Source organism: Calothrix anomala FACHB-343 (genome assembly GCF_014696435.1).
GTDB lineage: Bacteria > Cyanobacteriota > Cyanobacteriia > Cyanobacteriales > Nostocaceae > Aulosira > Aulosira anomala_A.
Genome location: NZ_JACJQG010000025.1, coordinates 23,981 through 38,667 on the forward strand (window position 1 = coordinate 23,981; position 14,687 = coordinate 38,667).

Sequence of the window (14,687 nt, forward strand, 5' to 3'; positions counted from 1 at the left end):
ATTTGTTGTTATGAGGCTGGCATAAAATTACACCGCCATCCCTGGGCGATGCTGTAACCAAGGGTTAGCAGCTTCTAATTGTGCGGCTAGACTGATGAGTGTTTCTTCCCCACCAGGTTTACCAATTAACTGTACGCTAATGGGTACGCCGTTACTATCAAAGCCGACAGGAATGGCGATCGCGGGTTGTCCTGTCGCATTTGCTACTGGGCATGGTGCAATCCAGTTAATAATATTTTGGAATGTCTCTTCTGGACTTAAATCCGCCCATTCTCCCACTTTAATTGGTATATGTAAATATACTGGAAGTACCAACACATCCACGTTATGAAAAAACCCGATGATTTGCCGCGATACCATCTGCATTTGCGCCACAGCTTTTAAATATTCTGCCGCCGAACCCGATCGCGCTAACAAAAATTGGTTGAATGGTTGTAATGCTGGCGCAGGAATTCCCGCCGCACCGACTCCAGCTTGCCACACAATTTGAAATGGTTCGATTAAGCCGCTAAAATCTGGGGATTTTTGTTCTATTTTATGCCCCAGCTGTTCTAATAACTTAACAGTTTGCAATACGCCTTGCTCGCAGTTAGCATCTGCTGTACCTAGAGGCGGAATGATAGTGGTGTAAGCAATCTGTAATTCCCCTAGTGGTTTTTCTGTCGCCGCGAGAAAAGATGACTGTGGTTCTGGTAACCAATAAGGATCGCCCAGGAAATAACCTGATATAGTATCTAAAAGTGCTGCTGCATCCGCAACAGTACGGGCAAGGGGGCCATTAGTGGCAATTCCCGCCAAGCGATCGCCTACAGGCGCGTTTGTCACCCTTCCCCGTGATGGTTTGATACCTACCACACCACAACAAGCCGCAGGCCCCCGAATGGAACCACCCCCATCGGAACCTTGGGCGATCGCGCACAACCCTGCGGCGACGGCTGCGGCAGCACCACCACTAGAACCGCCCGGGGTGTAATCTAAATTCCAAGGATTTCTCGCCGGAGGAAAACCCGCAGGTTCACTGTAAGGAAAAGAACCTAACTCTGAGGTGGCGGTTTTACCTAAAATCACAAACCCAGCTTGTTTAATTCGCGTTACTACCCCATCATCATAGTTGAGGATATTGTTAATTAATGCCGGATTGCCGTAAGTACAGGGGACACCTGCGACAGCGTTTAAATCTTTGATAGAAATCGGTACGCCAAAAAATGGCGGGAGTTGGGAATTAGTGGCGAGAAATTCAGTTTTGGCTTTTGCATCTGCGATCGCTAAATCTGCCGTCACTGTAAAATAACTTCCTAATTGCGGATTTAATCGCTCAATTCTTGCTAAATAAATATTTACCAATTCTACAGGCGAAATTTCCCGGCGACGGATTAATTGCGCCAAATCTAATGCGGGAGTAAAAGCTAAATCAGTTTCATTCATGCGTTAACTACGAGGTAGTTGCAAAATTTCTGCAAAATTCTAACTTAAGTTGTTACTTTAACAGGATTTTTGGGAACTATATCTTTACAGTTCCTGAGATTTTTTCATCAACGAGGATACTCAGCTGCAACAGGCGTGGTTTTTTTGTAATACCACATGCGGAAATAGCCTGGTTTGAGATTTTGGTAATTCCAGAGATTTTACATCCCACATCTCTCAAATCCCCCATCTAAAATCTCAAATCTCAAATCCAAAATTGCGATCGCCAAGCCGCACAGTCATTTTAATTGTTTGGCATAATCTTTCAACCCATCCCCAAGGGGTATTTATGGCGAATCTGGAAAAGCTGCTACATGAATTGACAAAACTTGTTGAGAGTCTTAAGCTCACTATTGGTGATTCTCATGCGATTAAGCAAGAAATTATCCGGCTAAATTTTATTCAAGAAAAACTGCGCAATTTAAAAAGTGCGATCGCAGAAGAATTAGCTGTTGCAAAAATTAATAGTTCAGTAGGTAGCGCAGCTGCTGGAAGTACAGAAAATTCTCTATTAAGTTCTGATAGTTGTTTCGTTGCACCTTTACTCACAACTGGCGAAAAATTCATCGCCGAAAAATTTGGTACTGGTGCTAATAAGCTATCTTTCAACGATTTAGAAGCAAAAATTAGCCGTTGGTTAGAATGGGGAGAATTACTACAGACAATTTCTGAAGATATTTTAAGTAATGCCCAATTTATTAACCAACTTAGTAGTAATATTAACTATCCTAGCTTATCCAGCCAATTCCAAAAACTCGAAGCCAAGCTGCAAATAGACTTAGCTTATGGTAAATCTAGAGTTTTACAGCAGCAACATCAGCAAATTGTTAATTCTCAAGAAGAATTATTGCAACTACAGCAAAAATCTACAGAAGTATTTGAAAATATTAAAAATACGCAAAATATTTTATTAATACTACTCAATTTATCAGCCTTTTGCGGTAATTCTGGCTTAGAACTAGAGTGGTTTGACGATGAATATGGATTCATCATCTCTAGCGGTGGTAATTGCCAAGCATTAGCCGATATTATTTATGAGTGTGAATTATTTCAAGAAAAAATTCACAATTTAATTGTAGATACAAAGATTTTATTAGAGCAGGCAGAAATAGCCTTAAATAATCTACCAAAACATCCAACAATAGCAGGATTAAAACAATTAATCGCTGACAACAGAACACAGAAATTTTTCGCTGTGGGTGTAAGTGTATTGGTATTAGGCTTTAGCACTTGGACAGCAACAAATTATATTATGCATATCCAACAAGAGCAAAAGCTTAAACAGGAAAAGACTTCTGTATCTAATTTAAAATCTGCTCAAAAGCTGGGTATGGAAGCAGCAGTTTTAGTGCAAAAAACTCCCTTACCGCTCAAAGATTGGCAACAAGCACAAGATAAATGGCAACAAGCCGTCAAATTGCTAGAATCTTCGCCTCAAGGTACATCTGTTTCTAATAAAGTTCAAACTCAATTAGCTACATATCGGGGTAACTATACGACGATTAGCAAAAGAGTAAACCTAGAGAAAAATGCAGCCTCAAAATTAGAAACTGCCGATAAATTAGCTCAAGAAGCGGCTTTTATCATCAAAAATGCGCCTAAAGAAGCAGTAATTATGACGCAAGCTAAGGAGAAATTACAGGAAGCAATAAATTTATTAAAAGCGATTCCTGAAGGTACGTTTGTGTCGCCACAAGTGCAAGAGAAGTTAGCTACTTATCAACAGAACTATCAGGAAATTAAGGGAGAATGAACCAATTCAAAATTCAAAATTCAAAATTCAAAATTTAGGATTGTTGACTGTTGACTGTTGACTGTTGACTGTTGACTGTTGACTAATAACAAATAAGAGACAATAGAAAACAGTAGTCTTGAATATAGGGAGTCATAACCATGACCGCTACTCAAAATCGCCTGTGGACGGTGGAAGAGTATCATCGGATGATTGATGCTGGTATTCTGAATGCTAACGATCGCGTTGAACTCTTAGATGGTCGGATAATTCAAATGAGTCCACAAAAACCACCCCATGCGGGTACAACCCAGCGAGCATGTGATTATTTTAAAGCCCAACTAATGGGAAAAGCTCATGTAAGAATGCAGCTACCTATTACTTTGGCGACTTCCGAACCAGAACCAGATATCGCCGTAGTCTCTATCGATCCAGCAGCCTATGGCGATCATCACCCGACATCCTCAGAAATATTACTGTTAATTGAAGTTTCTTATAGCACTTTTGACATTGATTTTAATGAAAAATCTCTGATTTATGCTAAAGCGAATATCGCAGATTACTGGATTTTAGATGTTATTGAACGCCAAGTTTATATTTTGCGTCAGCCAACAGAATCAGGCTATCAAGATATAGTTATTTTAGCTGAAGATGCAGTTATAGCACCATTAGCTTTTGGCGAAATTACCATACCATTTTCAGAATTATTTCTTCCCTAATTTAAATTTAAAATTTCATCGTTAGCACTTTAGTTATGTAAAAATCTATGCCGCAAACAACAGCAATTACAGAAGCAATTACCACCCTAAAAGATGCGGAAATTCGATTTAATGTAACTCGGAATGAATCTGAGGAATTTTTTACGGAATGGTTTACAGAATTACCAGAAATTACTGAATCTGAAAAAGCTTCTCTGGATGTGTTGCGCCGTAGATATCTTTATCATCGTGGTGAAGGTGATTTATTAGAAGGGACAGTCATGTTATTGGTAGTGTCCCCCTTATTAGCATTAGCAGGTTTTTACGACCCACCTTTTAAGATTCAGGCTGAAGCATCTGTAGAATTGGTGCTGAATGATGGGGAGGAAATATTGCGGGGAAGAATTGATGTTTTGGTGCTGCAAAATCAGTTTTGGGTATTGGTATTAGAGTCCAAAAAAACTACGCTTTCGGCTTGGTCAGCTATACCGCAAGCACTAGCTTATCTCATGGCTAATCACCACCCCAATAAACCTGTGTTTGCAATGGTGACTAATGGAGATGATGTTTTATTTATTAAATTAACGCAAAACCCTACGCCACAATATGATTTGTCGCGGGTATTTGCTTTATTTACTTCTAATAGAGAACTGTATGCAATTCTCCAAATTCTCAAGCGAATCACTCACGCGATCGCACTTTGATTTATCTGCTTCAAATTACAAACTACTTGCGCTCAAAGGTTGCAATCAAAGAATTTTTAGCTAATAACATTTGATTGAGAGCAGCGATTGCTGTTGCTTGAGAAAAAACATGAGCATCGATAAATAACTTTATTATTTCTGCAATCAAATTTCGCAGTTGTTCTTCTGGCTGGGTAGCTGGAAAATCGAGAAATGGTCTAGCTGTGGTGGAATCAAAAGGGTAGCTAAAAGAAAAATGGTTAGCTCCTTCTAGCAGCAGGAGATAACTATCACCTCTACCGCCTGCGATCGCTTCCTGGAATGTACGTATAATCGGAGTTGTTGGTTGTTCCCAAGTTACGCCATAGCGATGGCTACTGTTAGCAATTACGCCATCACAGGTACCACCAATTAGTAGTAGGGGTAAAGAATCGGGTAAAGGTAAAATTGTGCCAGACGCATACCCTAGTGCTTCACCTGCGGCTGTATGCGCACCATAAGCAAAAGCAGCTACCACTTGTGAGCAAAACTCCGGCTTTGCACTTTCAATGGCAACTTTACCGCCAGCAGAATGCCCGCCCAGAATGATATGTTCTAAGTCGAGCAAGCCAGCTAAAACCCCTTCGGCTTGTAAACGCTCTAACGCCTGCAGCAGTGTTGGTAAAGCGGAGGCTGTTGGAGCTTTACCATACATACTAGGAGCCATCATTTTAATATCAACACCTGGAGTTAAAGCCACCATTCCAGGGAAATTTTCCGCAATCCAAGAAAACGTTACAACAACAAGTCCATGTGCTGCTAATTTAATAGCCAGCCATTGATACTGTTCAGGGCCACAGTTAAAACCGTTGAACAGAATTACTACTTTCAAGGGAGAACGTTGGGAATCAGCCGCAACAGTACCGCGATTCTGTTCTAGCTCGCTACCTGACATCTGCGCTGGGTAGAAAACCTTCAGGTGAATATTGTTGTAAGGGGGAGATGCATCTTCAACTGTAGCAGCTTGGAAAATTGCTTTAACGTTCACGGTCTGCTGATACTGAAGTTCAATCCAATTTTACCCCAGCTAAAACTACTCAAAACTCACAATTCCTGACCACTGAACTTTTTTCTGTTGTTCTCGGCGGTAAGAAAAGAAATGCTCTGGTGTTTGATAGGTACAATAAGGTGCGATCGCAATTTGTTCGCCGCTAATTCCCAAGCTTTCGATTTGTAAAGTATTTACCCGCCGCACATCTAATTTAACTTTACCAGCCTCATCATCAGCAATTAAGGGAGAATTAGGCAGTTCGTGCAAAGCATCAACTATTGCATTTGCGTCTTCATGTGATATAATACTACCCCCAACTTCTGCCGCTACTTCCACAGAGACTTGGTAAACCTCACCAGCGATCGCAGGCCCCATTGCAATCCGCAAATCTTCTAGTTTGCTACCTTGGGCTTGTAAACGGGCGATCGCTTGGGGGACAATTTTTTTCGCCGTTCCCCGCCAACCTGCGTGAATTGCGGCTACCTGTCCGGTTTTGAGATCGCCAATCAACACAGGCGTACAATCAGCGCTGGCTACCCACACAGCTTGCAAAGCTTTCTCGCTAATTAAACCATCTGCAGAAGCTAAAGCAGATTCACCTTCCCCATCTACATCATCCCCACCTGTAGTTAACTTCGTTTCAACTTCCTGTGGGGTGAGTACAGTATTGCCATGAACCTGTTTCAAGCGATAAACTGATGCCTCTGGTTGTAGCACCTGTGTTAACTCTTGGGGCGATCGCGGCCAAAATGGATGGGTAAAAAAGCCGTGTGACCAAGGTTCCAGGAGACTACAAGTAAGGTAGGGCATTCCTTGCCAATTGCGCCAGTGCCAAGCGTGCATCTTAAACCAAACCTAAACAGAAAAACATCAGCCAATTAATGCTAACTTGTAGAACGGGATTTAGGTTAACTGCGTGGGATTTGATTTGCAAACTTTGACAGCAGCCTTGGATTCAGGGCGGCAGTATTCATATTTACCATTTTCTTTGCATATTTTTGATAGTGTAGCTTCAACAAATCAAACCCTCTGGAACTTGCTAGCACAGGGGGCGGAACCAGGATGCGTAGTGATTGCGACTCAGCAAACGGCTGGGCGCGGACAATGGGGTCGCCAGTGGATTTCAGCAGATGGGGGATTATATGTTTCCGTAGCTATTCACCCCAAAATAGCAGCGACAGACAGTTACCAACTCACCTTTGCTACTGCTTGGGGGATTGCAGCACAATTGCGTAACTGCGGTATCAACGTCGGAATTAAATGGCCTAACGATTTAGTTTTAGACAGTCGGAAGTTAGGTGGTATTTTAACGGAGACTAAAGTTAATCAGGGAAAAATCACCCAAGCAGTCATCGGTGTAGGAATTAACTGGGCAAATCCAGTGCCAGACACCGGAATCAACGTAGAATCATGGCAAGCCTCCCAGCTTGTAAAACCGATTGCTTGTTTAGAAATGTTAACTGCTCAAGTTTTATTAGGGATAGAATCCGGTATTCAGTGCCTTTTTGAAGAAGGAGTAAACGTACTCTTATCTCGCTATCTAGATTTACTGACGAATATGGGCGATCGCATCCAAGTTAACGACCACGTAGGCACAATAGTTGGGGTGACACCTCAGGGTAATTTACGAGTTAATCTAGAAACTTATAATACAAAGGAAACAATTCTACCAGAAATTTACATTCAACCCGGTACAATCAGTTTGGGTTACCAAAAATCTTCGGTTTAATTTAAGGTTTGTTTAAAATTTCGCTCTTTGGGCAAGACAAACCACCGGCATCATTCTGTTTAGATTATTTAGCAAAAATTTGAGAGAACAAATGACGCAGCCACATAACTCTGCCCATAAACGTTTGCTAGTGACAACAAAACGCTTTGCTTCCACGCTACCAGCACAGGGCCTCTGCTGGCTGAGTAGCTTTAGCCTTCTGGGTAATAGTTTGGTGCTAGCGCAAACGGAAACTTCTATAGACAACATCGTTCCTACTATTGAAAATTCTCAACCGACTACCCCAGTTAAAATTCCAGTTAAAAAAGATACTGTAAATTCAGAGGTAACTCGTCCCCAAGTAGAATTTTCAGAACGACGTGCCAGACTGAAAAAGAGATTACAACGGGGGACTGTCTCCCAATCTCCACAACCAGTTAGACAGGCGCAACCAACGAAAACAGAAGCGACTGAACCTGTTGTAATCAGACAGGCTAAACCACAAGCAGAAACTTCTCAGGTAGCGCCAGCCAGAGTCAATCAAGAAAAACCTGCACCAACGCCACGCACTGTACCTGAGAAACTTCCCGAAGTTGCTCAACCACCCCAAACTACCAAAAGCCCAGTGGGTAGCACGGAAGTAAAACCCAAGGAAGATTACAACAACGCTTATATTGACCCCACTGATTACAAAGTTGGCGGCACTTATCAAGCGCCTAATTCTGTCATCATTACCGAACGCTCTAGTGGCTGTAAAGCGACTTTACCCACAGGACAAGCTATATCAGATAGTCTTTGTGGCAAAGCACCCAGTAGCCAGACTGTAGCTGATGGAAATAGCAAAACCCCGCCCAGTTGGTTGCGAAGAAGCCAAACTGCGAATTTAGGCAACACCAACGTTGTTAGACCAATCGCCGCTACTGGTAGCAGTCGCAGATGGCGTAATCTGCCAACTCCTACGAATAATGTTGCAAATCGGATTGCTTCTAGCGTAGGTAAGAGCGACTATAACCCCAATCGCTTTATTCCTAGCCCTGGTTATTTTGCGAATACAACCACAGTCAGTGCAACGCCAATCGCTCCCAGTGCAGGTAGTTTATCAGCACCAATGGCTGACGGTAACTTTGCACCCCGGCCTAGCACAGTTGCTTACGACTTTCCATTATCATCCACCTTACCGCAAATTCCTTATGCAGGTAGAGTTGCTTATAGCGGTCAGGGAATGATGTTCCCCCTATCTATTCCAGCACCAATTACCTCATTATTTGGCTGGCGGATTCACCCGATCACAGGCGATCGCCGTTTCCACGCTGGTACAGATATCGGCGCACCCACAGGTACACCAATCCTAGCTGCTGCTAGCGGTCAAGTAGAATCTGCTAACTGGATGGGTGGCTATGGTTTAGCCGTCACCATCAACCACAGTTCAGCCCAGCAAACTCTCTACGGTCACATGTCACAAATATTTGTGCGTCCCGGTCAGTTTGTGGAAGCGGGAACTGTCATTGGTCAAGTTGGTAGCACTGGTAACTCTACAGGCCCCCACTTGCACTTTGAAGTCCGCCACCTATCACCCAATGGTTGGGTAGCAACTAACCCAGGCGTATACTTAGAAACTGGCTTGAGCAACTTGCTCCGCAGCCTGCAGACAGCGCAGCTGGATAAGCAGCCTGGTTCGTAGAGGGGCTAGGGAAGGGGGACAAAATCAATTCAAAATTCAAAATTCAAAATTCAAAATTCAGAAATATTTTTGACTTTTGACTTTTGACTTTTGACTTTTTATGCCCCATGCCCTATGCCCCCCTAAATATATCCATGTTCTGCCAGGAATCCTGGTGTAATTCCTTCAGAATGAGAATCTTCTTGAGAATTGGGATTTGGTTTGCCAGAATAAAGGAATTTCTCGACATATTTGCCGAGAATATCTCCTTCAAGATTTACCAAACTCCCAGATACTAAATAACGGAGATTGGTGTCGGCGTAGGTGAGGGGAATTACCGCCACTGTAAATTGGCACAGTTCTGGTTCGTAGGCGGCTACTGTGAGGCTAATGCCATTGACAGCAATACTACCTTTGGGCACAATGTACCGAGCGATCGCCTCAGATGCTTTAAAGGTCATTTCCCAAGAAGTAGCTGTTTGTTCTGCTGATATTAACCAACCTACGCCATCTACATGACCCATGACAAAATGACCGCCAACTTTACTCCCTACCCGTAACGAAGCTTCGAGGTTAACATATTTTTGTGGTGTGTCCTCTTGTCCCAATGTGGTGCGGCGTAAAGTTTCTGGTGATGCAGTGGCAATAAAACCGTCCTTTAAAACTTCTTCTACGGTTAGACAAACACCATCAACAGCAATACTATCGCCATAAGCCAGATCCTGCATAATTAAATCAGATGACTGACTTACACAAGTGATTTGCCAAGAATCTCCCCCTAAGGGTTTCATGGTTCCTAAAGCTTGGATTAGTCCTGTAAACACAGCTTGTTCGCCAAAGTAAATCTATTTATTGCCTAATTTTGCCTAAAATCTCCTCGTCATTCCCTCCATAAATGTTGCAAAATCAAAGTATATTTTCTGACTTTATTTAAGATAGGGATATTATCACATTAACATCCTGAACAAGGCATACTTGGGTAATCAGGATATTGTCTAAGTAGACCACTTTGACTTAATCTGGTGTTCACATCAAGTTCAAGTTCAATATCAGCAATTATAGAGAACAAATGCCTATGTTTATTTCTGTGCCGGACTTAACCCATCAAGGGTATTATTTGTTACTTCCTAACCAAGTACTCCAAGGAGCGTAGAGGCAAGCGCCAATGATTGAAATGAGAGTCGCTGGCATAGCATTAGATGCCATAACCCGCAGCCCAATTGTACTTCTCAAAGATTCATCCGATCGCCGGGCTTTACCAATTTACATTGGTCAAGAACAGGCGAGAGCGATCGCGGGAGCAATTGAGAGCCAAAAGCCTCCACGGCCTTTAACTCACGATTTAATTGTAAATATTCTCGAAACCTGGAATTTGACTCTAGAAAAAGTAATTATTCATTCCTTGCAAAAGGATACATTTTATGCAGCATTAGTAGTCAAGCAAGGCGAGACCACAAAAGAAATCGATTCCCGTCCTAGCGATGCGATCGCCATTGCTTTGCGTACAAATACCCCCATTTGGGTAATGGAAGAAGTCATTGCTGATGCTTCTATCCCCGTAGATCGTGACGCCGATGAAGCAGAACAACAAGCCTTCCGCGAATTTGTCTCAAATCTCCGTCCTGAAGATTTGATCAAACGCTTTGGTAACGGTGAAAGTTAGAAAGTTCAGTGTTAATTGCTCAATCAAAAACAATAAACAAACTCAACAATAAACAACTAGGAAGAAGAAGTAAAGAAAAGCACACAATTTCTTTATTTTTTCTTCTTTTAGGGCATTGGGCATTGGGCATTGGGCAAAAAACAAATGACTAATGACTAATGACTAATGACAAAATATATGCAATATCGACGCTTTGGCAAAACTAATTTAAATTTGTCTGTTTTTTCTCTGGGAACAATGCGCTATTTAGCTAATGCTGAAAATGCATATCAAACCATTGAAAAAGCCTTGGCGTTAGGTATTAATCATATTGAAACAGCTAGAGGTTACGGCAAAAGTGAGGAGTTTTTTGGTAAAGCACTCCAAGCTGGGTTGTCTGTACCCCGTTCCCAACTTTATATCACTACCAAAATTCCGCCGACAGTCGATGCTGATACGATGCGTCGCTATATTGATGAATCTCTAGAAAAATTGCACCTAGATTATCTCGATTGTTTGGGAATTCATGGTTTAAATACTTGGGAACATCTCGAATTAGTGCAAGCTGGTTGTATCCAAGCTGTACAGGAAGCGATCGCGGATGGTAAGGTGCGACATGTGGGGTTTTCTACTCACGGAGCGTTAGATCTAATTCAAGCGGCAATAAATACAGATTTATTTGAATTTGTCAATCTGCATTATTACTATTTTTTTCAACGCCACGCACCAGCAATTCAATTAGCTGCTGAGAAAGATATAGGGATTTTTATCATTTCTCCAGCAGATAAAGGGGGAAGACTGTATACACCACCCCAAACTTTGAAAGATTTGTGCGCACCATTTTCACCCTTAGAGTTAAATTATCGGTTTTTATTGAGCGATTGCCGTATTACCACTTTAAGTGTAGGGCCAACCAACCCAGAAGAATTAATTGCACCTTTGCAAGTTGCTGACAATATTGATGAATTAACAGCAGCAGAAATAGCAGCTTTTGAACGGTTAGCAAATCAACAGCAAATTGCTTTAGGAACCGAGAAGTGTAGCCAGTGCTATGCTTGTTTACCTTGCCCTGAAAATATTAATATTCCTGAGGTATTGCGATTACGAAATTTAGCAGTAGCCTATGACATGACAGATTATGCTAAATATCGCTATGGCATGTTTGAAAATGCCGGTCATTGGTTCCCTGGAATGAAAGCGAACCGTTGTACAGAATGTGGAGATTGTTTACCCAGATGTCCGGAAAATTTAGATATTCCCGCTTTGTTGGAAGATAGCCATGAGAGATTAAATGGCAAAGCTGGCAGGAGATTGTGGGGTTAACCGCGTTAGACTGTTCGTTACATGCAATGTTAAATGCGATCGCTATTCCCAAAAATTATGCCAGTCACACAACAGCGATACTACACCCCAGAGGAATATTTAGAGTTAGAGGAAGCTGCTGACTACAAAAGCGAATATCTTGATGGGCAAATAATTCCAATGGCACATGAATCCATCAATCATAATTACATTGGGGGAAATTTTGCGGCTGCGTTAAATTTTGCATTTAAAAAACTAAATTACCAAGTTTTCTTTTTTCAGATGCGGTTGTGTATACCTAAAAAAAGAATTTACACTTATCCCGATGTCATAATTGTGGCGGGTAATGTAGATTGCTATCACAAGCGTACAGATATAATCCTCAATCCACAGGTAATTATTGAAGTATTATCAAAATCAACCAAAGCCTACGATTATCATGATAAATTTGAGGCTTACCGAACAATTCCCACTTTTAAAGAATATTTATTAATCGACCAAAACCGGATTTACGTAGAACAATTTTCTAAGACGGGTAAGAAACAATGGGCGCTGCGAGAATATGATGAAGAAGATGAAGCAATATCACTTGTAACCGTACCTTTTGAAATTTCCTTGCAAGATTTATATAACAAAGTACGATTTGAGCTTCGAGAGTCAGAAGGTGAAAGCACTGATATGGAGATTATAGAGGGATGAGATAAAAGCGACAGATTGCTTTACCTCTCGAAAATAGTTAATTACTTTCTTTTTTAATTTGAGAATTAAGAAGTTTTGGTAATGTACAGCAGATTGCCAGTTGATGAGGTACAGATTATCGTTAATTGTAGGGGCACTGGCACTGCCATGCCCTGAAACGGGTACATCATTTACCTGAAATATGCTGTATCTCAACTCAATTCATGTTTAATAGTGTAGGCAATTTTCTTGCTTGTTTCAGGAAGTTTAAATCACTTGTCGTACTTCTCTCTATATTTTTGAATAGCAGATTTAAGTTTTCCTTTCAGTACTGGCGGATTTTGCATTACTGACATAAACAAATCTCTGTCACGATCGCTTAACACTAAACCTTTAGATTCTTTTAACATAGTTAATTTATAGATTCAGCGTATTTATCTTAGTTAACACTGTATACACAGTATTTATTTTGAGCATCACATCGTGTTTTTATCTTCTCTAATGAAAAATTAAATTGTGATGGATTAGATAACGATCGCACTTTTTACCCCACAATCCCTATCTAACTTCGATAAAATCACCAAGATAATGGGTCTGAAGCCTCGTCCTTCTAGGACGGCTTTTTATTGATCTTCAACTTCCGAACTAATTCTCTAAGCACGTCGGACTTTGTTCTTTTGGTTGCTTGGCAGTAATCCTCAAGGTGTGTCAACTCCTCTTGTGTTAACCGGAAAAACACGCTTTTATCCATTGTTTTATATATCAAAATGATATATAATTATAACAGATTTCAACAAAAGCGATGAAAGCCAGATATCAATTCCGCTTCTACCCAACAGACCAACAACAACAGCTTTTAGCCAAGTTGTTTGGCTGCGTGCGTGTAGCTTGGAATGACGCGCTGGCTATTTGCAAACAATCCGAAAAACTTCCCAAGAATAGCGAATTACAAAAGCTTGTAATTACGCAAGCCAAAAAGACTGATGAACGCTCATGGTTGTCTGATGTTTCAGTAACTCCATTACAGCAGTCAGTAGCCGATCTAGGAGTTGCTTATAAAAACTTTTTTGATTCGCTCAAGGGTAAACGAAAAGGCACGGCAGTCGCTACAACGGGGGGAACCCCCGCAACGCGCTGCCTCAAAAAAGTAGGAACTCCGCGATTTAAGAGGAAGACAAGCAAGCAGTCTGCAAGATTCACTCTAAACAGTTTTTCAATCAAAGGAGATGAAATATATCTAGCCAAAATTGGCAATGTTAAGCCTCTAAAGTCAAGACAGTTGCCGTCTGCGCCAAGCAGTGTAACTGTTATCAAGGATTGTGCTAATCGCTATTTTCTCAGTTTTGTTGTAGAGATAGAGCCTATTCAATCTGTTAGCGCCAGCGGTAGCGAGGTACGAGCGTCAGCTAAAAACCAAAGCATTGGTATTGACTTGGGAATCAAAACTTTTGCGGTTATGAGCAATGGGGAGAAAGCAGTTAGCCCTAATTACTCAAACAAAGACCGCAAAGTTCGTAAACTACAACGCAAGCTAGCGAGGCAACAGAAAGGTTCTAAGCGTCGTGAAATTACTCGCTTAAGAATTGCCAAGCAACACAACCAAATTGCAGATACCCGTAAAGACTTCTTGCACAAACTCTCAACCAAAGTAGTTAGTGAAAACCAAGCTATTATTTTGGAAGATTTAAATGTGTCAGGGATGGTTAAAAACCGCAAGTTAGCAAGAGCGATTAGCTTGCAAGGTTGGCGGGAATTTCGGGTATTTTGTGAGGCTAAATCTGAAAAGCTTAATCGGGACTTCAGAGTAATTAGTAGATGGGAACCCACTAGCCAAACTTGTTCTTGTTGTGGGTATAGGTGGGGCAAGATTGATTTATCTGTTCGCTCAGTACTGTGCTTAAACTGCAACACTGAACACGACAGAGACGAAAATGCGGCAAAAAATATAAACAAAGTCGGGATAGGGCATTGCCACGACTCTAAACGGACACGGATCGACCATAAGACTACTTCGGTAGCAAGTTGAAATGATGTGTCAAGAATCCCCACGCCTTTAGGCTGGGGAGTATGTCAATATGGTGCTACTTAAA

General features: G+C 41.5%; 14 protein-coding genes. 9 read left to right on the forward strand and 5 right to left on the reverse strand.

The annotated features are described in order from the left end of the window. Nucleotides 1–27: 27 nt before the first annotated feature. The gene (locus H6G08_RS15890; RefSeq protein WP_190544391.1) at nucleotides 28–1,425 is read right to left on the reverse strand and encodes an amidase; all 1,398 of its coding nucleotides are present in this window, start codon (nucleotides 1,423–1,425) and stop codon (nucleotides 28–30) included. A 256-nt stretch (nucleotides 1,426–1,681) separates the two neighbouring features. Between H6G08_RS15890 and H6G08_RS15895 the strand changes: the two genes are divergently transcribed. From H6G08_RS15895 to H6G08_RS15905, 3 genes are all read left to right on the forward strand, one after another. Further along, on the forward strand, nucleotides 1,682–3,217 hold the full coding sequence (locus H6G08_RS15895; RefSeq protein ID WP_190544394.1) for a hypothetical protein: 1,536 nt from the start codon (nucleotides 1,682–1,684) through the stop codon (nucleotides 3,215–3,217). Between the two features lie 140 nt (nucleotides 3,218–3,357). After that, nucleotides 3,358–3,915, forward strand: coding sequence for a Uma2 family endonuclease (locus tag H6G08_RS15900; protein WP_190544397.1), 558 nt, complete (start codon nucleotides 3,358–3,360; stop codon nucleotides 3,913–3,915). A gap of 47 nt (nucleotides 3,916–3,962) precedes the next feature. Beyond that, nucleotides 3,963–4,598 (forward strand): type I restriction endonuclease, encoded by a 636-nt coding sequence (locus H6G08_RS15905; RefSeq protein ID WP_190544399.1) that lies wholly within the window; start codon nucleotides 3,963–3,965, stop codon nucleotides 4,596–4,598. A gap of 22 nt (nucleotides 4,599–4,620) precedes the next feature. Here H6G08_RS15905 and H6G08_RS15910 read toward each other — a convergent pair whose 3' ends face one another. Together H6G08_RS15910 and pgeF are read right to left on the reverse strand one after the other, a co-directional pair. Then, nucleotides 4,621–5,604, reverse strand: coding sequence for an alpha/beta hydrolase family protein (locus H6G08_RS15910; RefSeq protein WP_190544402.1), 984 nt, complete (start codon nucleotides 5,602–5,604; stop codon nucleotides 4,621–4,623). A 45-nt stretch (nucleotides 5,605–5,649) separates the two neighbouring features. Continuing rightward, nucleotides 5,650–6,450: a peptidoglycan editing factor PgeF gene (gene pgeF / locus H6G08_RS15915; protein WP_190544405.1), complete on the reverse strand. Its 801-nt coding sequence runs from the start codon at nucleotides 6,448–6,450 to the stop codon at nucleotides 5,650–5,652. Nucleotides 6,451–6,523: 73 nt separating this feature from the next. On the opposite strand from pgeF, the gene H6G08_RS15920 reads away from it, so the two are divergent. Then, nucleotides 6,524–7,336, forward strand: coding sequence for a biotin--[acetyl-CoA-carboxylase] ligase (locus H6G08_RS15920; protein ID WP_190544407.1), 813 nt, complete (start codon nucleotides 6,524–6,526; stop codon nucleotides 7,334–7,336). Nucleotides 7,337–7,427: 91 nt separating this feature from the next. Next, nucleotides 7,428–8,996: a peptidoglycan DD-metalloendopeptidase family protein gene (locus H6G08_RS15925; RefSeq protein ID WP_190544410.1), complete on the forward strand. Its 1,569-nt coding sequence runs from the start codon at nucleotides 7,428–7,430 to the stop codon at nucleotides 8,994–8,996. 122 nt (nucleotides 8,997–9,118) lie between these two features. Here the strand turns inward: H6G08_RS15925 and H6G08_RS15930 are convergent, their stop codons facing one another. Then, a complete protein-coding gene (locus H6G08_RS15930) occupies nucleotides 9,119–9,799 on the reverse strand; it encodes a riboflavin synthase (protein WP_190544413.1) in 681 nt (226 codons plus the stop codon). A 341-nt stretch (nucleotides 9,800–10,140) separates the two neighbouring features. Here H6G08_RS15930 and H6G08_RS15935 point away from each other — a divergent pair, with 341 nt between their 5' ends. The 3 genes from H6G08_RS15935 (at nucleotide 10,141) to H6G08_RS15945 (ending at nucleotide 12,618) form a co-directional block, all read left to right on the forward strand. Next, the gene (locus H6G08_RS15935; protein WP_190544416.1) at nucleotides 10,141–10,638 is read left to right on the forward strand and encodes a bifunctional nuclease family protein; all 498 of its coding nucleotides are present in this window, start codon (nucleotides 10,141–10,143) and stop codon (nucleotides 10,636–10,638) included. 177 nt (nucleotides 10,639–10,815) lie between these two features. Next, nucleotides 10,816–11,940 carry an aldo/keto reductase gene (locus H6G08_RS15940; protein WP_190544611.1) on the forward strand — a complete coding sequence of 375 codons (1,125 nt, stop codon included), beginning with the start codon at nucleotides 10,816–10,818 and terminating at the stop codon, nucleotides 11,938–11,940. A gap of 57 nt (nucleotides 11,941–11,997) precedes the next feature. Continuing rightward, on the forward strand, nucleotides 11,998–12,618 hold the full coding sequence (locus H6G08_RS15945) for a Uma2 family endonuclease (RefSeq protein WP_190544420.1): 621 nt from the start codon (nucleotides 11,998–12,000) through the stop codon (nucleotides 12,616–12,618). A 251-nt stretch (nucleotides 12,619–12,869) separates the two neighbouring features. Here H6G08_RS15945 and H6G08_RS15950 read toward each other — a convergent pair whose 3' ends face one another. Next, complete coding sequence (locus H6G08_RS15950) at nucleotides 12,870–13,007, reverse strand: type II toxin-antitoxin system TacA family antitoxin (RefSeq protein WP_199322609.1); 138 nt, start codon at nucleotides 13,005–13,007, stop codon at nucleotides 12,870–12,872. Nucleotides 13,008–13,399: 392 nt separating this feature from the next. Here H6G08_RS15950 and H6G08_RS15955 point away from each other — a divergent pair, with 392 nt between their 5' ends. After that, the gene (locus H6G08_RS15955) at nucleotides 13,400–14,623 is read left to right on the forward strand and encodes an RNA-guided endonuclease InsQ/TnpB family protein (RefSeq protein WP_190544423.1); all 1,224 of its coding nucleotides are present in this window, start codon (nucleotides 13,400–13,402) and stop codon (nucleotides 14,621–14,623) included. Nucleotides 14,624–14,687: the final 64 nt, after the last annotated feature.

Bases quoted from the DNA above. Each gene is read 5' to 3' on its own strand.
- H6G08_RS15890 (WP_190544391.1), bottom strand. From the start codon at position 1,425: ATGAATGAAACTGATTTAGCTTTTACTCCCGCATTAGATTTGGCGCAA.
- H6G08_RS15900 (WP_190544397.1), top strand. From the start codon at position 3,358: ATGACCGCTACTCAAAATCGCCTGTGGACGGTGGAAGAGTATCATCGG.
- H6G08_RS15905 (WP_190544399.1), top strand. From the start codon at position 3,963: ATGCCGCAAACAACAGCAATTACAGAAGCAATTACCACCCTAAAAGAT.
- pgeF (WP_190544405.1), bottom strand. From the start codon at position 6,450: ATGCACGCTTGGCACTGGCGCAATTGGCAAGGAATGCCCTACCTTACT.
- H6G08_RS15925 (WP_190544410.1), top strand. From the start codon at position 7,428: ATGACGCAGCCACATAACTCTGCCCATAAACGTTTGCTAGTGACAACA.
- H6G08_RS15935 (WP_190544416.1), top strand. From the start codon at position 10,141: ATGATTGAAATGAGAGTCGCTGGCATAGCATTAGATGCCATAACCCGC.
- H6G08_RS15940 (WP_190544611.1), top strand. From the start codon at position 10,816: ATGCAATATCGACGCTTTGGCAAAACTAATTTAAATTTGTCTGTTTTT.
- H6G08_RS15945 (WP_190544420.1), top strand. From the start codon at position 11,998: ATGCCAGTCACACAACAGCGATACTACACCCCAGAGGAATATTTAGAG.
- H6G08_RS15950 (WP_199322609.1), bottom strand. From the start codon at position 13,007: ATGTTAAAAGAATCTAAAGGTTTAGTGTTAAGCGATCGTGACAGAGAT.
- H6G08_RS15955 (WP_190544423.1), top strand. From the start codon at position 13,400: ATGAAAGCCAGATATCAATTCCGCTTCTACCCAACAGACCAACAACAA.